This window comes from Hyphobacterium sp., assembly GCF_965229905.1.
In the GTDB taxonomy this organism is placed as follows: domain Bacteria; phylum Pseudomonadota; class Alphaproteobacteria; order Caulobacterales; family Maricaulaceae; genus Hyphobacterium.
Genome location: NZ_OZ245930.1, coordinates 736,978 through 762,640 on the forward strand (window position 1 = coordinate 736,978; position 25,663 = coordinate 762,640).

22 protein-coding genes are annotated in these 25,663 nt (G+C 61.7%); 16 read left to right on the forward strand and 6 right to left on the reverse strand.

The window, feature by feature from the left end; all coding sequences use genetic code 11:
- The first annotated feature begins 10 nt into the window (after nt 1-10).
- The 6 genes from carA to greA all read left to right on the forward strand — a co-directional run bounded on the left by carA (nt 11) and on the right by greA (nt 8,956).
- Nucleotides 11-1,195 carry a glutamine-hydrolyzing carbamoyl-phosphate synthase small subunit gene (gene carA / locus ACO08C_RS03695; RefSeq protein WP_421787662.1) on the forward strand — a complete coding sequence of 395 codons (1,185 nt, stop codon included), beginning with the start codon at nt 11-13 and terminating at the stop codon, nt 1,193-1,195.
- On the forward strand, nt 1,195-2,820 hold the full coding sequence (locus ACO08C_RS03700) for a phytanoyl-CoA dioxygenase family protein (RefSeq protein WP_421787663.1): 1,626 nt from the start codon (nt 1,195-1,197) through the stop codon (nt 2,818-2,820). The genes carA and ACO08C_RS03700 overlap by 1 nt, the downstream gene beginning before the upstream one ends.
- 9 nt (nt 2,821-2,829) lie before the next feature.
- Complete coding sequence (locus ACO08C_RS03705) at nt 2,830-4,380, forward strand: peptide ABC transporter substrate-binding protein (protein WP_421787664.1); 1,551 nt, start codon at nt 2,830-2,832, stop codon at nt 4,378-4,380.
- On the forward strand, nt 4,377-5,006 hold the full coding sequence (locus ACO08C_RS03710) for a hypothetical protein (RefSeq protein ID WP_421787665.1): 630 nt from the start codon (nt 4,377-4,379) through the stop codon (nt 5,004-5,006). Before ACO08C_RS03705 ends, ACO08C_RS03710 begins: the two co-directional genes overlap by 4 nt.
- 124 nt (nt 5,007-5,130) lie before the next feature.
- Nucleotides 5,131-8,445, forward strand: a complete 3,315-nt coding sequence (gene carB / locus ACO08C_RS03715; protein WP_421787666.1) for a carbamoyl-phosphate synthase large subunit — start codon at nt 5,131-5,133, stop codon at nt 8,443-8,445.
- Nucleotides 8,446-8,482: 37 nt separating this feature from the next.
- Complete coding sequence (gene greA / locus ACO08C_RS03720) at nt 8,483-8,956, forward strand: transcription elongation factor GreA (protein ID WP_421787667.1); 474 nt, start codon at nt 8,483-8,485, stop codon at nt 8,954-8,956.
- A gap of 13 nt (nt 8,957-8,969) precedes the next feature.
- Here the strand turns inward: greA and ACO08C_RS03725 are convergent, their stop codons facing one another.
- The 3 genes from ACO08C_RS03725 to ACO08C_RS03735 all read right to left on the reverse strand — a co-directional run bounded on the left by ACO08C_RS03725 (nt 8,970) and on the right by ACO08C_RS03735 (nt 12,486).
- Nucleotides 8,970-10,376 carry a M28 family peptidase gene (locus ACO08C_RS03725; protein ID WP_421787668.1) on the reverse strand — a complete coding sequence of 469 codons (1,407 nt, stop codon included), beginning with the start codon at nt 10,374-10,376 and terminating at the stop codon, nt 8,970-8,972.
- A 125-nt stretch (nt 10,377-10,501) separates the two neighbouring features.
- Nucleotides 10,502-12,106, reverse strand: a complete 1,605-nt coding sequence (locus tag ACO08C_RS03730) for a M23/M56 family metallopeptidase (RefSeq protein ID WP_421787669.1) — start codon at nt 12,104-12,106, stop codon at nt 10,502-10,504.
- A complete protein-coding gene (locus ACO08C_RS03735; protein WP_421787670.1) occupies nt 12,103-12,486 on the reverse strand; it encodes a BlaI/MecI/CopY family transcriptional regulator in 384 nt (127 codons plus the stop codon). Before ACO08C_RS03735 ends, ACO08C_RS03730 begins: the two co-directional genes overlap by 4 nt.
- 102 nt (nt 12,487-12,588) lie before the next feature.
- On the opposite strand from ACO08C_RS03735, the gene ACO08C_RS03740 reads away from it, so the two are divergent.
- From ACO08C_RS03740 to ACO08C_RS03760, 5 genes are all read left to right on the forward strand, one after another.
- Nucleotides 12,589-13,497, forward strand: coding sequence for a mitochondrial fission ELM1 family protein (locus tag ACO08C_RS03740; protein ID WP_421787671.1), 909 nt, complete (start codon nt 12,589-12,591; stop codon nt 13,495-13,497).
- Between the two features lie 74 nt (nt 13,498-13,571).
- On the forward strand, nt 13,572-14,516 hold the full coding sequence (gene trxB, locus ACO08C_RS03745; protein ID WP_421787672.1) for a thioredoxin-disulfide reductase: 945 nt from the start codon (nt 13,572-13,574) through the stop codon (nt 14,514-14,516).
- 94 nt (nt 14,517-14,610) lie between these two features.
- The gene (locus tag ACO08C_RS03750) at nt 14,611-15,789 is read left to right on the forward strand and encodes a DUF547 domain-containing protein (protein ID WP_421787673.1); all 1,179 of its coding nucleotides are present in this window, start codon (nt 14,611-14,613) and stop codon (nt 15,787-15,789) included.
- Between the two features lie 115 nt (nt 15,790-15,904).
- On the forward strand, nt 15,905-16,903 hold the full coding sequence (locus ACO08C_RS03755) for an aldo/keto reductase (protein WP_421787674.1): 999 nt from the start codon (nt 15,905-15,907) through the stop codon (nt 16,901-16,903).
- A 10-nt stretch (nt 16,904-16,913) separates the two neighbouring features.
- Nucleotides 16,914-17,807, forward strand: coding sequence for a LysR family transcriptional regulator (locus ACO08C_RS03760; protein ID WP_421787675.1), 894 nt, complete (start codon nt 16,914-16,916; stop codon nt 17,805-17,807).
- Nucleotides 17,808-18,089: 282 nt separating this feature from the next.
- On the opposite strand, the gene ACO08C_RS03765 is transcribed toward ACO08C_RS03760, so the two are convergent.
- The gene (locus tag ACO08C_RS03765) at nt 18,090-18,557 is read right to left on the reverse strand and encodes a Dps family protein (RefSeq protein WP_421787676.1); all 468 of its coding nucleotides are present in this window, start codon (nt 18,555-18,557) and stop codon (nt 18,090-18,092) included.
- Between the two features lie 95 nt (nt 18,558-18,652).
- Nucleotides 18,653-19,858, reverse strand: coding sequence for a pyridoxal phosphate-dependent aminotransferase (locus ACO08C_RS03770; protein WP_421787677.1), 1,206 nt, complete (start codon nt 19,856-19,858; stop codon nt 18,653-18,655).
- A gap of 170 nt (nt 19,859-20,028) precedes the next feature.
- On the opposite strand from ACO08C_RS03770, the gene ACO08C_RS03775 reads away from it, so the two are divergent.
- The 3 genes from ACO08C_RS03775 (at nt 20,029) to ACO08C_RS03785 (ending at nt 22,122) form a co-directional block, all read left to right on the forward strand.
- Entirely contained in the window at nt 20,029-20,214 is a 186-nt protein-coding gene (locus ACO08C_RS03775; protein WP_421787678.1) for a hypothetical protein, read from the forward strand.
- Nucleotides 20,215-20,526: 312 nt separating this feature from the next.
- The gene (locus tag ACO08C_RS03780) at nt 20,527-21,069 is read left to right on the forward strand and encodes a hypothetical protein (RefSeq protein WP_421787679.1); all 543 of its coding nucleotides are present in this window, start codon (nt 20,527-20,529) and stop codon (nt 21,067-21,069) included.
- A 30-nt stretch (nt 21,070-21,099) separates the two neighbouring features.
- On the forward strand, nt 21,100-22,122 hold the full coding sequence (locus ACO08C_RS03785) for a threonine aldolase family protein (RefSeq protein WP_421787680.1): 1,023 nt from the start codon (nt 21,100-21,102) through the stop codon (nt 22,120-22,122).
- Here the strand turns inward: ACO08C_RS03785 and ACO08C_RS03790 are convergent.
- On the reverse strand, nt 22,119-22,652 hold the full coding sequence (locus ACO08C_RS03790; protein ID WP_421787681.1) for a response regulator: 534 nt from the start codon (nt 22,650-22,652) through the stop codon (nt 22,119-22,121). The two genes, ACO08C_RS03785 and ACO08C_RS03790, sit on opposite strands and share 4 nt — an antisense overlap.
- A gap of 111 nt (nt 22,653-22,763) precedes the next feature.
- Between ACO08C_RS03790 and ACO08C_RS03795 the strand changes: the two genes are divergently transcribed.
- Together ACO08C_RS03795 and uvrB are read left to right on the forward strand one after the other, a co-directional pair.
- Nucleotides 22,764-23,360: a lipocalin family protein gene (locus ACO08C_RS03795; RefSeq protein WP_421787682.1), complete on the forward strand. Its 597-nt coding sequence runs from the start codon at nt 22,764-22,766 to the stop codon at nt 23,358-23,360.
- A gap of 85 nt (nt 23,361-23,445) precedes the next feature.
- A complete protein-coding gene (gene uvrB, locus ACO08C_RS03800) occupies nt 23,446-25,563 on the forward strand; it encodes an excinuclease ABC subunit UvrB (RefSeq protein WP_421788645.1) in 2,118 nt (705 codons plus the stop codon).
- Nucleotides 25,564-25,663: the final 100 nt, after the last annotated feature.

Consider the following 25,663-nt stretch of genomic DNA (forward strand, 5'->3'; position numbering starts at 1 on the left):
GCGCGCTCGTATGACGACGACGCAAAAAAATCAAGCCCCGTCACCAATGGGTTACGCCCGTCTGGTGTTGGCCGACGGCACGGTTTTCGCGGGGCGCGGCCTCGGCGCGACCGGGGAATCGGTGGGCGAGCTTTGCTTCAATACCGCCATGACAGGCCACCAGGAAATCCTGGCCGATCCGTCGTATGCCGGACAGATCGTCTGCTTCACCTTTCCACATGTCGGCAATGTCGGCACCAATGACGAGGACGAAGAGGCAGCCTGCGGCCGCGCACAGATCGCTGCGACAGGCATGGTGATGCGGGCGGAGATGACCGACCCGGCGAATTACCGCGCCACGGCCCGTTTCGATGAATGGCTGGCGGAGCGCGGCATCGTCGCGATATCCGGCGTCGACACGCGTGCCATCACGCGGCGCATCCGCGAGCACGGCATGCCGATGGCTGTCATTGCGCATGCCAAGTCCGACAAATTCGATCTCGACGACCTCAAGGCCAAGGCGCGCAACGCCAATGCGATGGAAGGCCGGGAACTGGCCGCCGACGTCATGTCGGACGCCGGCAGCGACTGGGCAGAGGGTGACTGGGTCTGGAATGAAGGCCACGCCAAGGGTTCGAAGGACGGTCCTCTGGTGGCGGTGCTCGATTACGGTGTGAAAGCCAACATCCTGCGTCGCCTCGTTTCGGCGGGTGCGCGGGTCAAGGTCGTGCCGGGCAATGCGTCGGCCGGCGATGTGCTGGCGCTCAAGCCCGACGGTGTCGTGGTCTCCAACGGGCCCGGCGATCCGGCGGCCACCGGCGCCTACGCGCTCGACGCCATCCGCGGTGTCATCGAGGCGGGCATTCCGGTCCTTGGTATTTGCCTGGGTCACCAAATGATCGCCCTGGCGCTCGGCGGCCGGACGATGAAGATGCTGCAAGGCCATCATGGCGCGAACCACCCGGTGAAAAACCACGAGACCGGCCAGGTCGAAATCGTGTCCATGAATCACGGATTTGCGGTCGATTTCGATAGCCTGCCCGACGATGCCATCGAGACGCATGTTTCTTTGTTTGACGGCACCAATTGCGGCTTCCGGCTGAAATCGAAACCGGTGATGTCGGTCCAGCACCATCCGGAAGCCAGTCCCGGCCCGCAAGACAGTTTTGCGGTGTTCGACCGCTTCGTCGCCTCACTCTCGAAGGCGCCGGCCTGATGGATATAGAACGGACCTGCCCGTCGTGTGGCGGGACGTTCAAACCGGTCTACGAACCGTTCGAAATCCCGCTCGGACAGACAGCCGGCATCAATGCGTGCGATGATTGCGGGCTGGCGCAACGCGTGCCGGGTATGGCCTTCGATTTTACCGGTCTGGATGCGGAACAGTTTCTGGACAATTGGCGGGCGCTCGAGCTCGACGGCCTGCAATACAAATATGAGCGGCTCGAAGAGGCGGCACGGGACTTAGCGCCCTGGATTGTCAAGACCGGCCCGTGGGACCGCCATTTGCTGGATGTCGGTTCGGGGCCCGGATATTTTCTGTTCCATGCGCGGGCCCATGGCTGGAAAGTTCAAGGCGTGGATCCGTGGAAGGCGATCGCGGCCTGGGGCGAGCGGCACCTCAAAGCCCCCATCGAGGCGGCGCGGATCGAGGTCAGCGAGCTTCCCGACCATGCGTATGAAGCCGTCACGGCTCTGGACGTGATCAGCTTCAGCGAGGATCCCGTCGAGTTCCTGAAAGCCTGCCGCCGCAAGCTGAAGCCGGGCGGTCTCTTGATGCTATCGACGCCGAATTTCGGCTCTGCCGCGCGCATCGAACGTGGTCCGGAATGGCCCATGCTGGGCGCCAATGTGCGCCGCTGGTTCCTGTCACCGGAAAACCTCGAACGCGCGGCGAAAGCCGCCGGATTCGGCGCGCTGCGGTCGCAGCTGGCAGGCGGCGAAAACGATGACGAAGAGTTGCTGTTTTTCGCCCAGAATCCGTTCAAGGCCGCGATCCGATGGGACGATATCGCCGAGGAAGCGCCGTCCGACAACATGCTGCCGCCGCTCGACCGGAAAGAGGTTGACGAAGGCCTGCTCGATACCGATCAGAAGCACTGGCGCGAGAATGGATATCTGATCCTGCGCAATTTCATCCCAAACGACCTCATCGACGCCTATTGCCGGGTGCGGGAAACGGTTTCGGCGCCGGGCGGATGGGACGATGAAACGCCCTATATGGCGGTGCCAGAGATCCGCGATCTTTGCCTCTACAAACCGTTAGTCGACAAGCTCACCTCTCTGATCGGCGAAGAGATGGTGATGAATCTGAACCTGACCGGCTGGAAAACGACGCAGCGCGACTGGCATCAGGACGATTATCTCAACCCGGATGAGGTACGCGGCCGCTACGTGGCCTGCTGGTTTGCGCTGGATACGATCACGCCGGATTCCGGCCCGTTTCAGTTCGTGCCCGGCACACATAAATGGCCGCATATCAAGAAGAGCAAAATCCTCAATTTCGTGCCGGAAGCCGTGCGGCAGATGCGGACCTGGCCGATCCATTCCGAGCGGGTGCTGACGCCCTTTTTCGAGGAAGCGATCGCCCGGGAAAATCTCGAGAAGATCGACTTCACCGCCGAAAAGGGCGATGTGCTGATCTGGCATGCGCGCCTATTGCATCGCGGCACGGTAGCCAAGAATCCGGACCGGTTGCGCAAGGCGATCATCACCCATTACACGGCCCTGGATGCTATGAAGCATTATGGCGCCGTCGAGCGATGGGATACGGGCGGACTTTATTACGTCGAGCCATCCAAACGCGCCGCCGATCCGGCGCGCCTGGTCGAACCGGTGTAGCGGAGGCTTATGGTGATGCTCACCCGGCGCTCCGCTCTGTTGTCAGGATTGACGATAGCAGCGCTCGCGGGATGCTCGGGCCGGCGCGAAGCACCCGCCGGTCTGCTGAGGGTCGCCATCGCCAATCCTCCGGACTCACTGGATCCCGCGATCGGCCAATTTGCCGCCGCGGCCTTGCTCTACAAGCAGCTGTTCACGCCGCTGACGGATTACGCCGACACGCTCGAACTCGCGCCGGGACTGGCCGTAAGCTGGTACAGCCGCGAGGACGGACGGATCTGGCGGTTCCGGATGCGGGAGGGCTTGCGCTGGTCTGACGGTGCGCCGCTGACCGCCGAAGACGTCGTTTGGTCTGTGCAGCGGATCCTCGATCCGGCGACGGCCGGCGGCGAGCTTGGTGATTTCTACGCCGTCGAGAATGCGCTCGCTGTACTGGCGGGAGAGCTTCCACCCGCCGAGCTGGGCGTGTCCGCGCCGTCTCCGGACGTGGTCGAATTCCGGCTCACCCAACCGCTGGGCGTGTTTCCCTTACTGATGCGCGAATTCTATCCCTTTCCGCGGCATGTTATCGAAGCCCAGGGCAATGACTGGGTGCGGCCGGAGCATTTTGTGGGGTCGGGACCGTTTACGCTGACCGGCCGAGGCGCACTGTCTTTCGATCTTGTGCGTAATGACATGGCGATCCGTCCGGCCGCCGTGCCGGCTGTACGGGTCGAAGTTGTCGATGACGCTTCGACACGTGTCCGCATGTTCCGGGCGGGCGAGTTCGACCTAGTGGAACAGCCGCCGGCCATGCAGGTGCCGCTGCTGCGCGGCCAGCTGGGCGAGCGGATGCACAGTTTTCCGGCACCGAAATTCACTTATCTCAAGGTGAATGTCCGCCGTGTGCCGCTGGACAATATTGCCGTGAGACGCGCCATGTTCCTAGCGATCGACCGGCATTTCCTCGCGGCGCAGATCATGGGCGGCACGGCATCCGCAACGGAACGGATCATCCCGCCCGGCCGCGCCAGCGAAGCGGGTACGGCAGAGGCCCGGCAATTGTTGGACGCGGCCGGACTGGTGGGCCGCCAAGCACCGCGGATCGTTCTGCGCACGACGTCCGGCGAACGCGAACGGCTCGCGATCGCCATTGCCGACGATTGGAACCGGGCCGGGATCGAGACGGAGTTGCTGGCAACGGCACCGGTCGATCTTTATTCGGCGGTCGATGGCGGAGATTTCGACACCGCCTTGTCACATTTCAATCGCGGGCTGAAGATCGACCCAAACTTCATGATGGAACCGTTTACCGAGGGCGGATTCGCGGAAGATTCCGGTTGGTTCGAAACGCCGTCACCGCACACCGAGCGCTTCAACGAGCTGATCGGCACCGCCCGCCGACAGGTCGATCCGGCCGAAGGGACGCTTTATTACTCGCTCGCGGAACGCGGTCTTCTCTCGCAAAGCGTCGTCATTCCGCTCCTCCACGAGCAAGCGCACTGGCTCATTTCCGATAGAGTGGCGGGCCTCGTCGACGGTGTTCAGCCGCAACTCTGGCGGCAGCTGACCGTGCGATGATCGGTGAACTCGAAAAGCGCTGGCAGCACACCGCCGACACGCTGGCGGTCAGTCCCGAAATGTCGCGAGACCTGTTCGCTGAAATCGTAAAGCGGCACAGCGAGCGTCATCGGCACTATCACGGGCTGGCTCACCTCAAGGCGTTGTTTGATGTGTTGCAGCCGGTGTGGACGGAGCTCGTGGAGCCGGTGCGCATCGAACTCGCCATCTGGTATCACGACATCATCTACCGGCCATTGCGGTCTGACAATGAAGCCAAGAGCGCGGCGCTGGCCGAAAAGCGGCTGTCCGCCGCCGGAATAGCGCCCGATTTGATCGAACGCGTCGGTACGCTCATCCGGGCGACCGCACAGCACCAGAGCGGTGGCCGCGATCGTGACGACGCTTTTTTCCTCGATGCCGACTTCTCCATCCTGGGCGCGCCGGCGGACATCTATAATGCTTATCTGGCCGCGGTCCGGAAGGAGTATCGATTGGTGCCGGCCCCGATATTCCGGGCCGGCCGGACCAAGTTTTTGCGCCACGCGCTTGCCCAAGACCGCATTTTTCAGACTGGCTATTTCGAGGACACTTATGGCGCTCAGGCGCGCGATAACATGGTCCGCGAGCTGGCCGCCATCGAATAGCGGTTGCCCCCTCGCCAAGGACGCGAATCCGGTCTAAGACCGCCTCCTAGCACGACAACCGGACGCCAGATCGCCGCCGCCCTGCCCGGCGGTCTCTTTGCGCGCACAGAAAAACGGGACCGGCATGCCGAAGCGGACCGACATTGAAAGCATCCTGATCATTGGCGCGGGACCGATCATTATCGGCCAAGCCTGCGAGTTCGATTACTCCGGAGTACAGGCGGTCAAGGCGCTGAAGGAAGAGGGATTCCGGGTTATCCTTGTGAACTCCAACCCGGCGACGATCATGACCGATCCGGAGCTGGCGGACGCGACCTATATCGAGCCGATCACGCCGGAAATGGTCGAAAAAATCATTGCGCTTGAAAAGCCCGACGCGCTTCTGCCGACCATGGGCGGGCAAACGGCGCTCAATTGTGCGCTCGAGCTCGACAGACGCGGCGTTCTGGAACAGCACGGCGTCGAGATGATCGGCGCTAAGGCCGATGTGATCGACAAGGCGGAAGACCGCGAGCGCTTCCGCGAGGCGATGGACAAGATCGGACTGGAGAATCCGCGCGCCTTCGTGATCTCCTCGCCGAAAATCCGCGACGAGAACAATCGTATCATCGGTTACGATCGGGCCGCAGGTGTCATCAAGGCCTTGGAGGCGATCGAGCAGATCGGACTGCCGGCCATCATCCGGCCGGCTTTCACGCTGGGCGGCACGGGTGGCGGTGTGGCCTACAATCTCGATGAATACGAGACCATTGTCCGCGCCGGTATCGACGCCTCGCCAACCGGCCAGGTGCTGGTTGATGAAAGCCTTCTCGGCTGGAAGGAGTACGAGATGGAAGTGGTCCGCGACCGCGCGGACAATTGCATCATTATCTGCTCAATCGAAAACGTCGACCCGATGGGCGTGCATACTGGCGATAGTGTCACGGTCGCCCCTGCCCTGACGCTGACGGACAAGGAATACCAGCGTATGCGGACCGCATCGATCGCGGTGTTGCGCGAGATCGGTGTCGAAACCGGCGGGTCGAACGTGCAATTCGCGGTCAATCCAGCCGACGGCCGCATGGTGGTCATCGAAATGAATCCGCGCGTGTCGCGTTCGTCCGCGCTGGCATCGAAAGCCACCGGATTTCCGATCGCGCGCGTCGCCGCCAAGCTGGCGGTCGGCTATACGCTGGACGAGATCGGCAATGACATCACCGGTGGCGCGATCCCGGCGAGCTTCGAGCCGACGATCGATTATGTCGTCACCAAGATCCCGCGCTTCGCCTTCGAGAAATATCCCGGCGCCGAGAACATTCTCACCACTTCGATGAAATCGGTCGGCGAAGCCATGTCCATGGGCCGGACTTTCAAGGAATCAGTGCAGAAGGCGCTGCGGTCGCTCGAGACGGGGCTGTCCGGCTTCGACGAGATCGAGATTGAAGGGCTGGCCGAAGCGCCCGACGCCTATGCGCGCCGCGAAGCGATTTTCGCCGCCCTGTCGCGTCCGACCCCGGACCGGCTGCGGATCATCGCGCAAGCTTTCCGGGAGCGATTGACGATCGCGGAAGTGAACTCGGCCTGCGATTTCGAGCCCTGGTTCCTGCGCCAGATCGCCGAAATCGTCGCAACCGAGGACCGCATCCGCGCCAACGGTTTGCCGGATGACAAGAACGCCTTGCTCGCGTTGAAAGCCGACGGCTTCTCCGATGCACGGCTGGCCAGGCTGACCGGCCAGAGCGAGCCGGAAGTCCGCGCGAAACGCCGCAAGCTCGGGATCCGGCCGGTCTATAAACGGGTCGATACCTGCGCGGCCGAGTTCGAAGCCGTAACGCCCTACATGTATTCGACCTATGAGACAGGGCCGATGGGGGCGCCTGCGGACGATGAGGCTCAACCCACGAACCGCAAGAAAGCGATCATCCTGGGCGGCGGTCCGAACCGGATCGGCCAGGGCATTGAGTTTGACTATTGCTGCTGTCATGCCGCTTTTGCTTTCAAGGAAGAAGGCATCGAATCGATCATGGTGAATTGCAATCCGGAGACGGTGTCGACGGATTACGACACCGCCGACCGGCTGTATTTCGAACCGTTGACGCTGGAAGACGTGCTCGAGCTGATCGAGACCGAACGTCAGGCGGGCGAGCTGCTCGGTGTCGTCGTCCAGTATGGCGGCCAGACCCCGTTGAAACTCGCGAACGATCTCGAAGCGGCCGGGGTGCCGATCCTCGGTACGGCGCCTGATGCCATCGATCTTGCCGAGGACCGGGAGCGCTTCAAGTCGCTCCTCGACAAGCTGGACCTGAAGCAGCCGCCGAACGAGATCGCGCGCTCGGAGGAGGAAGCGATGGCGGCTCTGGAACGCCTCGGCTTTCCGCTGGTGCTGCGCCCGTCTTATGTGCTGGGCGGCCGGGCGATGGAAATCGTGCGCGACCGCGAGGGGCTGGAGCGCTATCTGCGCGAGGCCGTCGTCGTGTCGGGATCGACGCCATTGCTGGTCGACCGCTATCTCGACAATGCCGAGGAGGTCGATGTTGATGTGATCTGTGACGGCGAGGACGTGTTCGTCGCCGGCATCATGGAGCATATCGAGGAAGCCGGTGTGCACTCGGGCGATTCGGCGTGCTCGCTGCCGCCATTCTCGCTGTCCAAGGAGATGATCGCCGAACTGGAGGCCGAGGCGGTAGCGTTGGCGAAAGCCATCGGCGTGAAGGGCCTGATGAATGTCCAGTTCGCGGTGAAAGACGGCACGATCTACGTGCTGGAGGTCAATCCGCGCGCTTCACGGACGGTTCCGTTCGTCGCCAAGGCGATCGGCGTTCCGGTGGCCAAGATCGCTGCCAAGGTCATGGCTGGCGTCAAGCTCGCAGCATTCGAACTCGAGAAGCCGGCTCCTAAACACGTCGCCGTGAAAGAGGCGGTGATGCCGTTCGCACGCTTCCCGGGCGTCGACCCCGTCTTGGGCCCCGAGATGCGGTCAACCGGCGAGGTGATGGGGATCGACACAACCTTCGAGTCGGCTTTTGCAAAATCGCAGCTGGCTGCGGGCGTTAACCTGCCGCGCAAGGGCGCGGTATTCATTTCGCTGAAGGAGACCGACAAGCCGCTGATGATCGAGCCGGCGCGGGCGTTCGCCAAGCTAGGTTTCGAAATTCTGGCGACCAAAGGCACGGCGAAAACGTTCGAAGCCGCGGGCATTCCGGTGCGCACAGTCAATAAGGTGTATGAAGGCCGGCCGCACATTGTGGACGATATCAAGAATGGCGACGTTCAGTTGATCGTGAATACCACCGAAGGCCGGTTGTCTCACAAAGACAGTTATTCGATCCGCCGAACCGCCCTCGAACTGAAAGTGCCCTGCTATACGACGGCATCGGCGGCGATCGCGGCGGTGCGATCACTTGAGAAGATTGATGATGGCGCGCTTGAACCGCGCGCATTGCAATCCTACTCTACCTGATCACCTGCCTGCAGATTGAACTGCGAAGTATCCGAACATGACGAAAATTCCGATGACCGCCGAAGGCTACAAAGCCCTCGACGAAGAAATGAAAAACCTCAAAACCGTCGAGCGTCCGGCTGTCATCCAGGCGATCGCGGAAGCTCGTGAGCACGGCGATTTGTCCGAAAACGCCGAGTATCATGCCGCGAAGGAACGTCAGGGCTGGATCGAAGGCCGCCTCGCCGAGATTGAGGACAAGCTAGCGCGCGCGCAGGTCATCGACGTCACCAAGCTGGACGGTGAAACGGTGAAGTTCGGTGCGACCGTCAAAGTGGTCGATGAAGATACCGACGCTGAGGCCGTCTACAAGATCGTCGGCGAGGACGAAGCCGATGTGAAAGCCGGCAAGATTTCGATCACCTCGCCGATCGCGCGGGCGATGATCAACAAGGAAGTCGGCGATGTCATCGAGGTCAATGCGCCGGGCGGCCTGAAATCCTACGAAATTCTCGAAGTCGAGTGGCTATAGCCCTCACGAAGGATTATCGAACGAAATCCGGTGGCGGATCGCGCCGCGGCACCTGAATCTCAGCGTTGGCGATGTGTGCGATCAGCGCATCCGCATACAGCGTCCGTATTGCGAGCAAGTCAAAATCAAGTGCTGCCACATCGTCGGTTGGCGCGTGGTAGTCCTCATTCAATCCGGCGAACAACATGACGGCGGGCACGCCTTGCTGCGCCAGCGCCCAGTGGTCGGACCGTGAATAGTAATTGGCTAGATCCCTTCCGGAATCGAGGCGGTTGTCCACGCTAATGTCCGGCAACGCATCGTCCACCTCTGCCACCCAGACCGGCAATGCATCCGAATGAACGCCGGTGCCCACGACATAGATATAATCGTCGTCGCGTCCCGGTTCACGGCGGCCAATACCATCCATATTGATGACAGCGGATATCCGGGCGGGGTCGAGCAGCTCGGCGTCGGCAAAGCCGAGAGCGCCGAGATTCCCGAATTCCTCGGCATCAAAAGCGGCGAACACAAGAGTGCGGTCGGGCGCATCGCCGGCCCCGGCCCGCGCGCTCCAGCTTTCCGCCAGCGCGAGCAGCGCTGCAGTGCCTGACGCATTGTCGTCCGCACCATTGTAGATTTCGCCGCCTCGCACTCCAAGATGGTCGTAGTGTGCGGCAACGACAACGAGTTCATCGGGAAAGACGTCCCCTTCAATCATGGCAACAATGTTGCGGGCTTCGAAGTCTCCCGAAATCCGTTCAATATTCAGTGTCACCCGGCGTACATCGCCAATTCGAGCGGCATCGTAATCGGCCCAAAGCTCCCGCGCGGTGTGTTCGGATATAAAGAAGGTCGGAATGACATCATTGTATTGGATTCCCCGAGGTCCGGCCTCAGGTTCGGTAATGGTGGTCTCCATGCCCTCGGGAAGAACGTAAACCATGGCGGATGCACCCGTCTGCGTCGCAATCGGCATAACGCGTGACGAACCGCCGGGCAGAATCGACGTGATGATGACATCGCCGGGACGTACGCCGGACAATTCTCCGGCAGACGCGGCGCCGGCAAAGCGGAACGCGGTCTCCACCGGGCCGTCCGTGCTGCGGAAGCCGAAAAAGCTGACATCCGAAAACGCGGTAATCCTGACGCCATTGGCTTCCAGCCAGATGTCGCCCGGCAAGTTACGGTTCAACGGCACCTCGTGCACGAATCCATCAAGTCCTGTAAGCGGCCGCAACCCGCCTGCAGCAAACTGCGCGGCGATGTAATCGCCGGCCCGCCGATTGGCGGCAGACCCGGTCACACGGCCTTCTAGACTGTCCGACGCAAGAAAGGACGCATGCCGACGCAGGATCTCGGCCCCGAATTCCGGCGGCTCAAGAGCTGCCTGCCCGGCACAAGCCAAAATTATCAATGACGCTGAAATCTGTGGCAGCATGACCCGTCCCCCGTGGCCGGATCATGCTCACAACCTGGCGGGCGGTACCGCTTAATTCGTGGTCAGAAAGACGTAACCCGCCGGCAAGGCCGCAGGGATGCCGGCCCTACGGCCCGCTTTGAGGGCTACCGAAGGCCGGGCAGATGGGCTTCCGGATCAAGGCGCTCGCCGTTGTGCCGGACTTCCACGTGAACATGCGGTCCGGTCGACCGGCCGGAAGACCCGACCCGTCCGATGCGCGCTCCGGCGGTGACGGTATCTCCCACGGCAACGTCGAAATCCTGCATGTGCGCATAGACGGTCTGCCAGCCTTCGCCATGGTCGATCGCGACCGTATTGCCCCACGCTTCATTGTCGTCAAATCCGTACGCAGCGTGCACGACGCGGCCGCCGGCGGGCGCGAGAATTGGCGTGCCGGGAGCGGCGGCAATGTCCGTTCCTCCATGGAAACGCGGCGAATCCGCTGGCCGCGACGGGCGCGGGCCATACTGGCTTGTCAGGCGGCCGCCAACGACGGGTTCACGAACGAAAGGTGCCGGTGCGTCTGGTGGACCGAAGCTCACCTCAGCCGGTTCGGCAATCTCCGGCGCCGGTGGCAGCGGCGGACGTTCGGCTTCGCCGAAAGGCAGGTTTTCAGGCGTGCGCGGCAGCGGCGCCGGCACCGGTTCACCGAAGGGCAGCTCGTCTGGCAGCTGCGCAAGTTCAGGTGCGGGCTGGGCCGACGGATGCGTTGGCGCGACCGGCTCGACTTGTTCGACACGCGGCAGCGGCGCATGGCGATCCGTCCAGGCGGCCTGAGCCACGGTAAAGGGGCAAAGGATTGCGGCACTGGCCGAGGCGAAGCAGATCGCACGGAACCGGGATTCGCCGGTGTCTGCAAAAATGGCATGGATGCGCATAGATCTGTGTCTCCTGTCTCTCGGTCCAAAGGCCGACGCGGCGGGCAATCCACGGCGCATCGAATCGATTAGTGTTTCCGCATAGGCTTTGCGCTGGCGGTTCCCCAGACGGTTCAGGACCGCGGCATCGCAGGCGAGTTCGCGGGCAGCGTTCAACTCGCGCTCAATCCATCGCAGCGGGAGATGAAACCAGCACAAGGTTTTCAGCGCCGTTCCCAGCAAGCGATCGCGTTCATCGCCGCGTTGAAAATGGATCTGCTCGTGGAGGAGCGCAAAGCGCAATGATCCGGGCTGATCGAGCAGGCTTTCCGGCAACAGCACCAATCCGTTCCAACCGGATAGGACCGGGCTCGCAATCTGTTTTGATATCCGGATCGGCGGCGTCTCAACCGATCCGAATGTAGCCAATAGGCGGCGCTCCGCCGGCTCCGGCATCCGGCTGCTGCTGACGAGGCGCTGTCGCCACACATGCCGGCGCACAGCCGCCAGCAATGCAACAGTCAATCCGGCGAAATACAGGATTAGCCAGACATTCGCATCGAGGCTTATCGCGGTCACAGCCGGATCCACAGTTGGAATCGGTTCGATATACGCACCCGATAGCACTGGATGGCTGGCCGCCGATGACGCCGCCGCCGGCAGTGACCGCTCGGGCAGCAGATAAATCATGGGCGATAGAAGAATCGGTACGAGACTCGCCCATCGCGCAATCCGCCAAGACGCGACGTCGCGCGGCTGCATCCGAAAGCGGCTCAGGATGGCCCAGATCAACCCGCCTGCGGCCAATGAAAGACCGGACCCCAGGAGAACGGCATTCAGAAAGCCGGTCATGATTCGCCATCCTTCTGATCCTGTGCTTCCAGCACGCGGCCTAGCTCCTCGGCTTCTTCCTCGGTGAAGAGCTTGCTGGAGGCAAAGGCGGAAGCCTGGATCGGGCCATCCAGATCGAGCGTGCCGACCGCAAAATCCCGTATCAGCCGCCCCATGAGGGCGACCTTGGCAACTCGTGCAGAAAACACCGCCAGACCGTGCGCGTCGCCGCGGTCGACCAACCCCTTTTCGGTCATCCGCAGCAAAAGCGTACGGGTCGTGGAGTACGACCAGCCGGTTGACGGCGAAAGTGCGTTCTGGACTTCCCGCGCGCTCTGCGCACCGGCGGACCAGAGGTGTTTCAGCACGGCGAGTTCGGATTGAGATGGAGAATTCGTCATGGGTGCCGTCACAATAATGCTACATTTGTAACGACGCTACGAGTGTAACATCACGATGTCAACGGTCTTGCTCCGCCAGGTCCTATCGGCCAGACCTAGCGCATGGACTTCACACCGGAAATCTGGGCTGTGGCGGACAACCGCCGCGGCGTCGAGAACCAGGCATTGGGCCTGGCCGAGGCTCTGGCCGTGCGTGCCGGAGGCGTTTGTCATCGCGCGCTCGTGCGTGATGATGGCTATGTCACGCTGCCGGACGCTGAAAATCCTTCGGTGTGGATTGGCTGCGGTCGCCCGGCGATCCGGATCGCCCGCCAGCATCGGAAAGCCTATCGCAAAGCCCGTTTCGTCTACGTCCAGGATCCGCGCGGCCATTACGATCTCTTCGATCTGATCGTCGCCCCGCAACACGACGGATTGCGGCGGCGCCATACGGTCGAAATGATCGGCTCGCCCAACCGGTTGAACGCCGCCAAGCTTGCCGAGGCGCGGCAGGCCTTCGCGGAGCGGATCGAGGCCCTGCCGTCGCCGCGAAACGCTGTGTTGATTGGCGGCCCGAACAAAAAACTGCGGATGGATGCGGCCGTCGTCGCCGCGACATTAGACCGGTGCCGGCTGCTGTTGCAGCGTGGCGAGGGCGTAATGATCACCACCTCGCGGCGCACGCCGGCACCCATGATGTCCGCGCTTCGCGAACTGGCCGCGGATAGCGTCTGCTGGCTGTATGATGGTGAAGGCGACAATCCCTATTTCGCCTTCCTGGCCGCCGCCGACCGCATCTTTGTCACAGAAGAATCAACGAACATGCTGACCGAGGCTGCCTTTACCGGAGCACCGGTTTTCAACCTGCCGCTGACAGGAAATCCCGGAAAGTTCCGACATTTGCATGCGGCGCTGGAGTCTCACGGGGCGTTGCGTCCGTTTCTCGGCCGTTTCGATCAATGGAGCTATCCGCCGCTTGACGAAACGGGCCGCATTGCGAGTCTGATGAAAGATCGATTCTTCCCGACTTGATGCCCCTCCACATTGCGCGTTCTGCGCACCTGCCTATATCGGGTCATCCAGCAATCTTGGAGCAGCAGAACAGCATGGCCGATTCCCGTCACAGCAAAGTCGTCATCATCGGATCGGGGGCAGCCGGATATACCGCCGCCATCTATGCCGCGCGCGCCATGCTAAAGCCAATGCTCATCGCCGGGCTGCAGCCCGGTGGACAGCTGACGATCACGACCGACGTCGAGAATTATCCGGGCTTCGCGGATGTTATCCAGGGGCCCTGGCTCATGGAGCAGATGAAGGCGCAGGCTGAACATGTCGGCACCGAAATTGTCGAGGACATTATCGTTGAGGCCGATCTGTCGCAGAAGCCCTTTACGCTGAAAGGCGACAGCGGCACGACCTATACGGCGGACAGCGTGATCATCGCCACAGGCGCGAGCGCCAAATGGCTGGGCCTCGAATCCGAGCAGAAATACCAGGGTTTTGGTGTGTCCGCCTGCGCAACGTGCGACGGATTTTTCTACCGAGACAAAGAGGTGTTCGTGATCGGCGGCGGCAATACAGCCGTCGAAGAGGCGCTATTCCTCACAAATTTCGCGAAGCAGGTCACATTGGTGCACCGCCGCGATGCCTTGCGCGCCGAAAAAGTGATGCAGGAGCGGTTATTCAAACACCCAAAGATCGATGTGATCTGGGACAGCGTGCTGGAAGAAATCACCGGCGAAGACAATCCGCCCGGCGTGACCGGCGTCCGCCTCAGGAATGTGAAGTCCGGCGAGATCAGCGAGCACAAAGCCGACGGCGTGTTTATCGCGATCGGCCATGCGCCCGCGACTGAATTATTTAGTGGGCAGCTCGAAACAAAGTCAGGCGGCTACCTCATGACCGCGCCCGATTCGACCGCGACCTCGATCCCCGGCGTTTTTGCGGCTGGCGATGTCACCGACGACGTTTTCCGCCAGGCCGTGACCGCCGCTGGCATGGGATGTATGGCGGCGCTCGAGGCGGAGCGATTCCTTGCCGAGCGAGAATAGGCTGGCCTTAGCCTTTCTTTGAATTAATTCGACTGCAACGGCAGATTTAATTCCGGCGGCCAAAAGTGCCGCCACCGGAATCAAGGGGACAAACATGTCGAGTTTCAGCCGGGCACTGGTTGCCCTCGCGGCCTTCAGCCTGTCATTCAGTGCACACGCCCAGGATGCCGAGCCATCCAGTTTTGGCATGCCGGCTCCGGAAGGCGGCGGCTATAGCTCAACGACGATCGATTATTCGACGTGGACGATGATGCTGTCGGAGATCGTTCTCAATGTGGGTCATTCCGACCGCCGCTCGCCGCGCGGCAACACGATCGCCACCGGCACGCGGGTCAGCACGGCGAACAACAGCCGGTTCCGGTATGAGGCGAACCGGGTGATCTATCATCTGGTCGAGGATTTTCATCTCGATGCGATCACCGAATACCGTCGCGAGCTGGAAGAATTGCCGGCGCGCGTGAATCTGACGCGGCTGCACCCCGATGAACAACTGGCCTATTGGCTGAACCTCTACACCGTTGCGGTGATCGAACAGGTCGGTCAGGTCTATCCGCAAGGCGACTTGCGCCGCGTGCGGGCGGCAGGCAGCGATTTGCAATTGCACGAAGCTCCGGCGGTCACGATCCTGGGCAACTCGCTTAGCCTGAACGACATCCAGTACAATATTGTCTACCGGTACTGGGACGATCCGCGCGTGATGTACGGCTTTTTTAATGGAACCATCGGTAGTCCGCGCGTCATGCGAGAAGCCTATGACCCCGATCGGGTCTGGCAGCAGCTCGAAGCCAATGGCCGGGAGTTCGTCAATTCCCTGCGCGGCGTTGACAATTCGCCGAGCCGGCTCACGGTCTCACGCCATTTTGAGCGGGCGGCGGACGATTTCTTCCCCAACTGGCCGACCGATCTCCGTGGCCATCTGCGCCGCTATGCCGGTGAGGATGTGATGGAGCTGTTGAACAGTGACATTCCGGTTCGCGCGACCAGCGATGAATGGGGCATTGCCGACATGACCAATGGATCGAATCGCTGCGGTGGCTCTATCAGCCAGACCCTGACCACCGGACGCGACGGCCGGACACGCGATTCCATGTTCTGTGGCGGGCTCCCCGATAACGCGCGGATCCTCCTTGAATATGTGATCGATCGCCGGATCCGCCAGTTCCAGAACGGCACACTCGGCGATGTCTATATTCGCGACCTTCCCGACCGCAACATTGTCATCGATCTCGATGAAGACGAGGAACAAACCGAGGAAGAAAACGTGTCCAATTAAGCTGCATACTGTCGGCGAGCTAAGGCGGCCCTGAGGGGCCGCCTTTTTTGTTGCGCCGCGCTTGTATGAACAGGCGGCCGCATGTCTAGTGTTACGGAATTCCGGGAGGAGCATAATGGACCATCGACAAATCCACGATTTCAGCGTCAACCCGATCGGCCTTGGCTGCATGGGTTTGTCGGCTTTCTACGGACCTCCAACCGAGCAGGCTGAAGCCATAAAGCTCTTGCATGCCGCTATCGAGCTCGGCGTCAATCACTTCGATACTGCCGAAATGTACGGCTTGGGCGCCAACGAGAAATTGCTCGGCGACGCTTTTGCGGACCGCCGCGACAAGGTGAGGATCGCCACAAAATTCGGTCCGAAGTTCATTTTCGACGATGCCGGCAAGCCAACCGGCACGACCGTTGACGGGACGCCGGAAAACATGCGGCGCGCGGTCGAAAATTCGCTCGCTTACCTGAAAACCGATGTGATCGATCTTTATTATCTGCATCGCGTCGATCCGAACGTCCCTATCGAGGAGACAGTGGGCGCGATGGGCGAGCTGGTCCGCGAGGGAAAGGTCCGGGCCCTCGGCCTGTCCGAAGCCTCAGCGGGCACCATCCGCCGCGCCCATGCCACACATCCGATTGCCGCTGTGCAAAGCGAGTATTCGATCTTTTCGCGCGACATTGAGGACGGTGTCCTGCCGGCGCTGGACGAGATCGGTGCAACGCTGGTCGCATACTCGCCGCTAGGCCGCGGCCTTCTGACGGGCGCCATGAGCCGCGACAACAAGCCGGGCGGTGACGGCGAGTATCGCCAGGCGGCGATGCAGCCACGCTTTGCCGATGGCGCCTATGAAGCCAATCTTGCGCTCGTGGAAGAAGTCGGTTCCGTAGCGGATCACCACCGCGCCACCCCGGGTCAGGTGGCACTCGCCTGGGTGCTGGGCCGGGGTGACAACATCGTCGCCATTCCGGGTACGACGAGGCTGAAGAATTTGAAGACCAATCTCGGTTCGGCGGACGTCGACCTCACGGACGATCAAATTGCCCGGCTTGATGCTTTGGCTGATCGCGTCCAGGGCGCGCGCTATAACGAAGCCGGAATGTCTGCCGTTAACCGGTGATCGTAGGGTGATGGACTGGGACAAGCTCAAATCGTTTCACGCCGCTGCCGAGGCGGGGTCTCTGACCGCAGCGGCCGACACGCTGGGTCTCTCGCAATCTGCACTGAGCCGGCAGATCACCGCGCTGGAAGACCAGCTGGGTATCAAGCTGTTCCATCGTCATGCACGCGGTCTCCTGCTGACCGAGCCGGGCAAGCTTCTGCATCGCGCCGCCCATGACATCGCCGCGAAAGTTGCCTTGGCCGAAGCGATGGTTGCGGATTCCCGCGACAAGCCGTCCGGCGATTTGCGGGTCACAGCTCCCACCGCGCTGGGCGCCATCTGGCTGGCGCCGCGACTGGCGGCATTCAATGCTGCCTATCCCGACATCCGGATCCGCCTGCTCCTCGATGATCATGAGATCGACATCGCCAATCTGCAGGCAGAATGCGCGATCCGTCCCTGGCCTTCGACGCAAAATGATCTGATCCAGCGCAAGTTGATGAAGGTGCCGCAGCACCTCTATGCCAGCCGGGCCTATTTGCAGAAACGCGGCACACCGCAGACGCCCGAAGATCTCGACGATCACGCCATCGTGCAATACGGCCCGCCCTCGATGGCGCCTATCCCCAATCTCGACTGGGTGACCCGCCTGGGCAGGCCGAAGGGTGCTGCGCCGCGCGAGGCCGTGATCGAAGCCAATACGATCAATGCGGTGATGAAGGCTGCCGAGGCCGGTCTCGGCATTGCCAGTCTTCCCGATTATGTCGCGCGCGAGAACGACAAGCTGGTCAGGATCCTGCCCGATATCGAGGGTCCAGTGTTTGAGGTCTATTTCGTCTATCCGGAAGAGTTGAGAGGCTCGAACCGAATAATCGTCTTCCGTGATTTCCTGATTTCGGAAGCAAAGAGCTGGTCAGCCTAAGCCGAGGAACACCTGGCCATTTCATCCTTGCGAATCTGCATAGCCGATATTCCCGATCGCCTCTGGTCGCTCAGGGACAACTCGACCATATAGCGTACCGAACGCAGCGATAGCTGCCCGTTCCCCCTTCTGAGTTTGCATACTGTCTCCTCCCCGACACTGTATGCACACTGCGCCGGGTTCCTTCTCCTCCCCTAGGGCCCGGCGCTTCTATCTTCACACATGTGAAAAGCCCCGGCCAATCGGCCGGGGCTCTTTTTTAGCTCGATTTCCGCAGAGCGATCAGCCGAGCGTCGACCGCAGCATCCACGCCATTTTTTCGTGTGCCGTCAATCGCGGCGTCAGCACGTCCGCCGTCGCATCATCGCCATGCCCTGCAGCGCTTTCCAGCGCGGCGCGAATGGTCGCCGCTACCTGTTCATGCCCAGCGAGCAGATCGGCGATCATGTCATTGGCATCCGACTTTTCCGCTTCGGAACGTATTTCCGCAAACTTGTCCATCGCAGCGTAGGACGACGGCGCTTTGACGCCGAGCGCGCGGACCCTTTCCGCGATCTCGTCGGTCGCGGTCCACATTTCATTGTATTGTGTTTCGAACAGCGTGTGCAGATCGTGGAAGCGCGGGCCGGTCACATTCCAATGGTAGGCGTGCGTTTTGAAATAAAGCGCGTAGGTGTCGGCAAGGACGCGGGTCACCGCCTCCGCCATCGTCTCGCGCTTGGCTTTATCCATTCCCGTCGATTGGGTCATGTCTGAACTCCTTGGGGCTTTGTGCTGCCACCGCTGATGGCAGCCACCGGTATATAAATCAAATAAATAATATACTTCTATGTCATAGCAAATAGCTATGACAAGCCGTCCGCCATTCGACGCAGTCTCTTTCCCGCCTCGATGAGCGCTACGTCGTCCGTCGCATAGGAAATCCGGAAACCCGGCGAGCCGCCAAAGGCCGCACCGGGCACTGCCGCGACTGCCTCTTCCTCGAGCAACGCGTTGCAAACGTCGACATCATTCTCAAGCTTGGCACCTTTGGCCGTGGCCCTGCCAATCCACGCCGCGCAGTCCGCAAAAATGTAGAATGCGCCTTCCGGGGTCGGCGCCGACAGGCCTTGGCACGCCGCAATGTCCTCCAGCATCTTGTCGCGGCGCCGCAGGAAAGCCGCATTCCGCTCCCCAAGAAAATCGAGTGGACCGTTGAGCGCGGCGACGGCCGCCCACTGGCTGATCGAACACGCATTGGACGTCGTTTGCGACATGACCTTTCGCATCGATGCGATCAACGCCTTGGGACCGCCGGCATAACCGATCCGCCAGCCGGTCATCGAAAAAGCCTTTGAAACGCCATTCGTCGTCAGCGTGCGGCCGTAGAGGTCCGGATTGACCTGCGCAACGGTCGAGAAAGTGAAGTCGCCATAGACAATGTGTTCGTACATGTCGTCGGTCATGATCATGACGTGCGGGTGCCGCATAAGCACGGCGGTCAAAGCTTGGATTTCGTCACGCGTATAGCCAGCGCCCGTGGGGTTTGACGGCGAGTTGAAGATCAGCCATTTCGTGCGCGGCGTTATAGCCTTTTCAAGCTGCTCGGCTGTGATCTTGAAGCCCGTCCCGATGCTTGCCGGAATTGGTCGGGGCTCGCCGCCGCACAGCCTGACCATTTCCGGATAGGAAACCCAATACGGTGCAGGAAACACGACTTCGTCGCCGGGATTCAACGTCGCAACGAGCGCATTGTAGATAATCGGTTTTCCACCTGGTGCCACCGAGATTTGTTCGGCGCTATAGTCGAGTTGGTTCTCGCGTTTGAACTTGTGGGCAATCGCGTCTTTAAGCTCGGGAATACCGTCCACGGGCGTGTACTTTGTCTTGCCCGCCCTGATGGCCTCGATCGCAGCCTGCTTGATATGGTCCGGCGTATCGAAATCCGGCTCTCCTGCGCCCAGAGAGATCACATCGACGCCCTTGTCGCGAAGCTCGCGGGCTTTCTGCGTCACCGCGAGAGTCGCAGATGGCTGTACCCGTGCGAGGGCGTCGGATTGCGTGAATGGCATGAATTCTCCCGGTTTCGAAGACAGCGGCGAACCTAGCCAAGGTGAGTCTGGAGGCCAAGCGGCTTGTCCCAGTTCCGCCATATTTGCCGTTACCTCGACATGTTTTCGTCCTTCGCGGGCCCGCTTTTCACTTCATGAAAAATCTGGACGCCAGCCAGGGGAGAGGGTCTATGGCAAAGCCGAAAGAAAACAATCCGGTCGCGATGGCCGGCCTGTTGCTGGCGGCCGGGGTTTTCGTCAGCACTCTCTATCTGAATTATCAGCACGCGCCGTCCCGCCTGAATCTCGCCGACAACCCGGACGGAACGCAGATGTTAGCGCCGACCAACACGGTCGCGCATGCGAGTGCAGAATAGATCGACCGCTAGACACGAGCCGGGCCGTGCCCGGCACCGAATTTTGCCGCTGCGCGCCGTAACATGAACCCGAATTAAGAACCGGTTTGCCGTGAGGGGCTCGCATGAGCGCCCGTTATCGGTTATCTGCGATTGTGGCGGGGTGGAGTATCGTAGCGGGGCAGGCATTTGCAGCTTCGAGCGTTCACCTTGACGCGGACAGATGTCCGCCATCGCCGCTGGCTTGCGGTTACGCTGACCCTCTTGGTCCATGGGTTGGTCGCACTCGGGGTGTTCTGTTTTCCTGCTGAGGAATTCCATCCGATTCGTCGCGTGACCGATATCGTACTGATCGCGCAGCCGGTCGTCATTCAGCCCGCACCCCTGCTAGAACCTATTCCGGACGGAGAACCAGATCTGGACGTTGCCGATACTCCGCCCGCCGCCGACGCGGAAGATCCGCCGGCTGTTACACGTCCGCCTTCCCCGGCCAGCCTGCCGCCTGTTTCGGCGCGCTCAGCCCCGGCGGACGCCGATGCGACCTCGACATCCGTCGACGCGTTCCCACTAAGCCCCGGCACCCGATCCGTGTTGCAGCGGCTTCAATGCCCGGGCGATCCCGAAACCTTCGCGCGAACTGGACTCTGTCCGCATGGCGCGCGCGCGAGCAGCCAGATGGCGGCGGCCGCACCCGCGGCATCGGATTATATCGGAATCGACACCGCCGCACTTCTGGCCGAGTTCGGCATCGCACCGCATGCGCTTTCCGGACAGCCGACGCTGGACAGCGGTACGCGCAACCGTGCCTTTTCGAATTCGGATTCGATCCGCGATGCCCTGCCGGCCAGCCGGCGGGATCCCGCTTTCGGCGATTGACGGCTGCGGTCGGTTGCGGAATGTGGCGGCATGAATCTTCTGTCCGATACCACCGCGCCGGTTCACCCCGCCCTGCTCGCCGCTCTGGCTGATGCCAACGAGGGCTACGCGCCGAGCTATGGTGCCGATCCGCTGACCGGCAGGCTAAAGGAACGGCTTGAAGACATATTCGCGACCGAGATTGCGCTGGTTTTGACGACCAGCGGAACGGCGTCGAATGCGCTGGCACTGTCGATTCTGTGTCCGCCGCACGGCATGATCCTGTGTCATGACGAAGCGCATATCCATCGTGATGAGCGTGGCGCGCCGGAGTTCTTCACCGGCGGCGGCAAGCTGCTGCCCCTGACCGGCGAGCATGCGAAGATCGATCCAAACAAACTGGCGGCGGCCCTGGCTGAATGGCCGCAGGATTTCGTGCACACGACGCCACCGCGGGCGCTGTCGATTTCGAACCTCAATGAGTCGGGATGCGCGTACAGCACCGCGGAGCTTCAGGCGCTGACCGGCCCGGCGCGGGAGAAACAGCTTGGCGTGCATTTTGACGGTGCGCGATTCGCCAATGCGCTGGTCTCGCTCGGCGAGACGCCGGCGGCGTTGAGCTGGCAGGCGGGCTGCGACGTGCTGTGCCTTGGCGCGACCAAAAACGGCGCGATCGGAGCCGAGGCGATCGTGCTGTTCGGCGAGGCGAGAGACCGGCTCGGCGAATTGCAGGCCCGGCAGAAACGGGCGGGTCACATGGGACCGAAAACGCGCTTCATTGCGGCGCAAATGCTGGCCTGGCTAGAGCACGATTTGTGGCTGGATCTGGCGCGCCAGGCGAATGGGGCGGCGGCGGAAATTGCCAGGCTGCTGACGGCGTCGGGCGGCGCGAAACTGGCCCATCCCGTTGATGGCAATGAGGTTTTTGTACGCCTCGATCCGGCGCTCGAACGCCGGCTGAAATCCGCAGGGGCGGGATTTTACGCCTGGCCGGACGGATCGGCGCGCTTTGTCGCGAGCTGGTCGACGCGCGAGGATGAACTCGCCGCGCTGGCCGCCGCCATCAACCGCTAGGCGGCGCCGAATTCGCGGTCGTCCTCGTCATCATCATATTGTTCATCGGTCGAGCGCCGCCAGGGGCCCTTATAGGCGCTGTCCTGCCGGCGGCGGCGGTCCGGTCCGAAATACCCCGGCGTCTTCACGAAGCGGCGCGGGCGCTCGACGAGCGAGACAATGCGTTCGAACAGGTCGATCGGGCGGACCGGCTTGGCCAGGTATTCATTGATGCCGGCATTGATGGCCTGGATCACGCGGGCGCGCTCGGAATGCGCAGTGACCATGATAATGGGCAGGTATTTGTTGGCGCTGCTGTCATCGCTGCGGACGCGGCGGGCCAGCTCCAGCCCGTCCATTTCCGCCAGGAAGAGATCCACGAGCAGGATGTCGGGATTGATCGAACCCAGATTCTGGAGCGCGGTTTCGGCATCGCGGCATTCGTGAATCGTGCGCACGCCAAAGCCCTGCAGAATGGTCCGCAGGATGGCCGACATGTGCGGGTTGTCCTCAACGATGAGGACACGGATACGATCAAAACTGCCCGCCATTTTCTTCTGCGGACCTGCCCCTAGATTGCTTCTGGTACCAGGGAACAAACTGCGCCGATTAGGCTTAACCAACAGTAACCCTTTTTCAGCGGTAACCGCAGGGCAGGAGGAATGATGATGAAGCGCGCGATGTTCGGACTTGTGACGGCCGCCTTGACGCTGGCCGGATGTGCCGCGCCGCGTGACCGGCTGGCCGGCGACGACGCCCCGCCGGTGGCAGAAAATGTCGATATCGATCAATACCTCGGTACCTGGTTCGAGATTGCGCGGGCGGATCATGGATTCGAGCGGAATTGTCATGGCGTGTCGGCCTATTACGAGCGGCGCGAGGACGGGATGATCCGCGTCATCAACCGCTGCTGGAAGGACGGGCTGGACGGCGAGCTGGATGTCGCCAATGGCCGGGCGCGGCTGGGTGACGATCCCGGCAATGCCAAGCTGGAAGTGAGCTTTTTCGGACCTTTCTTCGGGGATTACTGGATTCTGGACGTGGCGGAGGATTATTCCTGGGCCGTGGTTTCGGAGCCCGAAGGCCGCTATTTGTGGATCCTGGCGCGCGATCCGCAAATGGATGAGGCGACCCTTCAGGCGCGGCTGGATTTCCTGCAAGGTCTCGGTTTCGACACGGACGGGCTGATCTATCCCGACCAGTGGGAGAGCCGTGAGGCGGCGCTCCGAGCCGGCCTGCCGGAAAACGCCGTGGATTAAGCGGAACAAACTGGAAACTTCCGTTCGCACTCCCTATAGCTAGGGCATGGCAAGACTCACCGCAGATGACAGCGCCGTCCAGGACATGGGCCAGGCGGTTTTCAAGGCCGAACCGGTGGCGGGAACGCCCGCCGCCTGGGTGCCGCACCGGCCGGAGCGGCCGCAGAAATCGGAAGGCGGAATCCGCTTCCGCTGCGAGTCGGAATTTGCGCCGACCGGAGACCAGCCGGGTGCGATTGACGAGCTTGTCCACGGTCTCAATTCGGAGGAGCGCGACCAGGTTCTCCTCGGCGCGACCGGTACCGGCAAGACCTTTACAATGGCGAAAGTCATTGAAAGTGTTCAAAGACCGGCGCTGATCCTCGCCCCGAACAAGACGCTGGCGGCCCAGTTGTACGGCGAATTCAAGAGCTTCTTTCCCCACAATTCGGTCGAGTATTTCGTCTCCTACTACGACTACTACATGCCCGAGGCCTATGTGCCGCGGACCGACACCTATATCGAGAAGGAATCCTCCATCAATGAGGCGATCGACCGGATGCGCCACTCGGCGACGCGCTCCATTCTCGAGCGCGACGATGTGATCATCGTCGCCTCGGTGTCCTGCATTTACGGCATCGGTTCGGTCGAGACCTATACGGCGATGACCTTCGAGATCAAAACCGGCGAGACGATGGACCCGCGGGAGATCGCCAAACGCCTGGTGGCGCTGCAATACACGCGCAATGACGCGGCCTTTCAAAGGGGCACCTTCCGGCTCAAGGGCGATGTCCTCGAAATCTTCCCGGCGCATTATGACGACCGGGCCTGGCGCGTGGATTTCTTCGGCGACGAGATCGAGCGCATCACCGAGTTCGACCCGCTGACCGGCAAGCCGCAGGCCGAGCTCAACTCCGTAAAAATGTATGCCAATTCACACTATGTGACGCCGCGCCCGACGCTGCACCAGGCGATCTCGTCCATCAAGAAAGAGCTCAAAGTGCGCCTCAAATGGCTGGAGGAGAATGGCAAGCTCCTGGAAGCGCAACGCCTCGGCCAGCGCACCGAGTTCGATCTGGAAATGCTGGAAGCCACCGGCTCCTGCGCCGGCATCGAGAATTATTCGCGCTATCTGACCGGCCGCAAGCCGGGCGAGCCGCCGCCCACCCTGTTCGAATACCTGCCCGAGGACGCGCTGGTCTTCGTCGATGAAAGCCACCAGACCATTCCGCAACTCGGCGCCATGTATCGCGGCGACTATAATCGCAAGAAGACGCTGGCCGACCATGGCTTCCGCCTGCCCTCCTGCCTCGATAACCGCCCGCTGAAATTCGAGGAATGGGACCTCATGCGCCCGCAGACCATCTGCGTCTCGGCGACGCCGGGCGGCTGGGAGCTGGAGCGCACGGGCGGCGTCTTCACCGAACAGGTGATCCGCCCGACCGGCCTCATTGACCCTCCTGTGGAGGTCCGGCCGGTGTCGACAGACGGGGCGAGCCAGGTCGATGATGTCATCGACGAGGCGCGGCGCGTCGCGGAAAACGGCTATCGCACCCTCATCACCACGCTGACCAAGCGCATGGCCGAGGATCTCACCGAATACATGCACGAGCAGGGCCTGAAGGTCCGCTACATGCACTCCGATGTCGACACGGTAGAGCGGATCGAGCTGATCCGCGACCTCCGCCTCGGTGTCTACGACGTGCTGGTCGGGATCAACCTCCTGCGCGAGGGGCTGGATATCCCGGAATGCGGGCTGGTCGCGATCCTGGATGCCGACAAGGAAGGCTTTCTGCGCTCGGAAACCAGCCTGGTGCAGACGATTGGCCGCGCGGCGCGCAATGCGGACTCAAAGGTTATCCTCTATGCCGACCGCATCACCGGCTCGATGCAGCGGGCGATGGACGAGACCGACCGCCGGCGCGAGAAGCAGGTCGCGCACAATGAGGCGCACGGCATCACCCCGAAGACGATCACGCGCGGCATTTCCGACGTGCTCGAAGGCGTAATGGAGAAGACCGCGAAAGGGCGGAGCGCGAAGGCGCGGGATCGGAAGAATCGCCGCGACGGGCGTGTGGCGGAGGATCAGAAGGCCTTCGAGCCGAACAATCTCAAGGCGGTCATTGCCGATCTGGAGAAGCAGATGCGGGAGGCCGCGGCGAATCTGGAGTTTGAAACCGCCGCAGAGCTCCGAGATCAGATCAAGGAGCTCGAAGGCGAATAAGCGGTTTCATCCCGCCAAAGCGGCGGATGCCGCGAAGGCGGATAAAGAGGCTGCGCGGTGGAGCCTGTCGCCGCGAAAGCGTTGAAGGTGGATGAAGAGG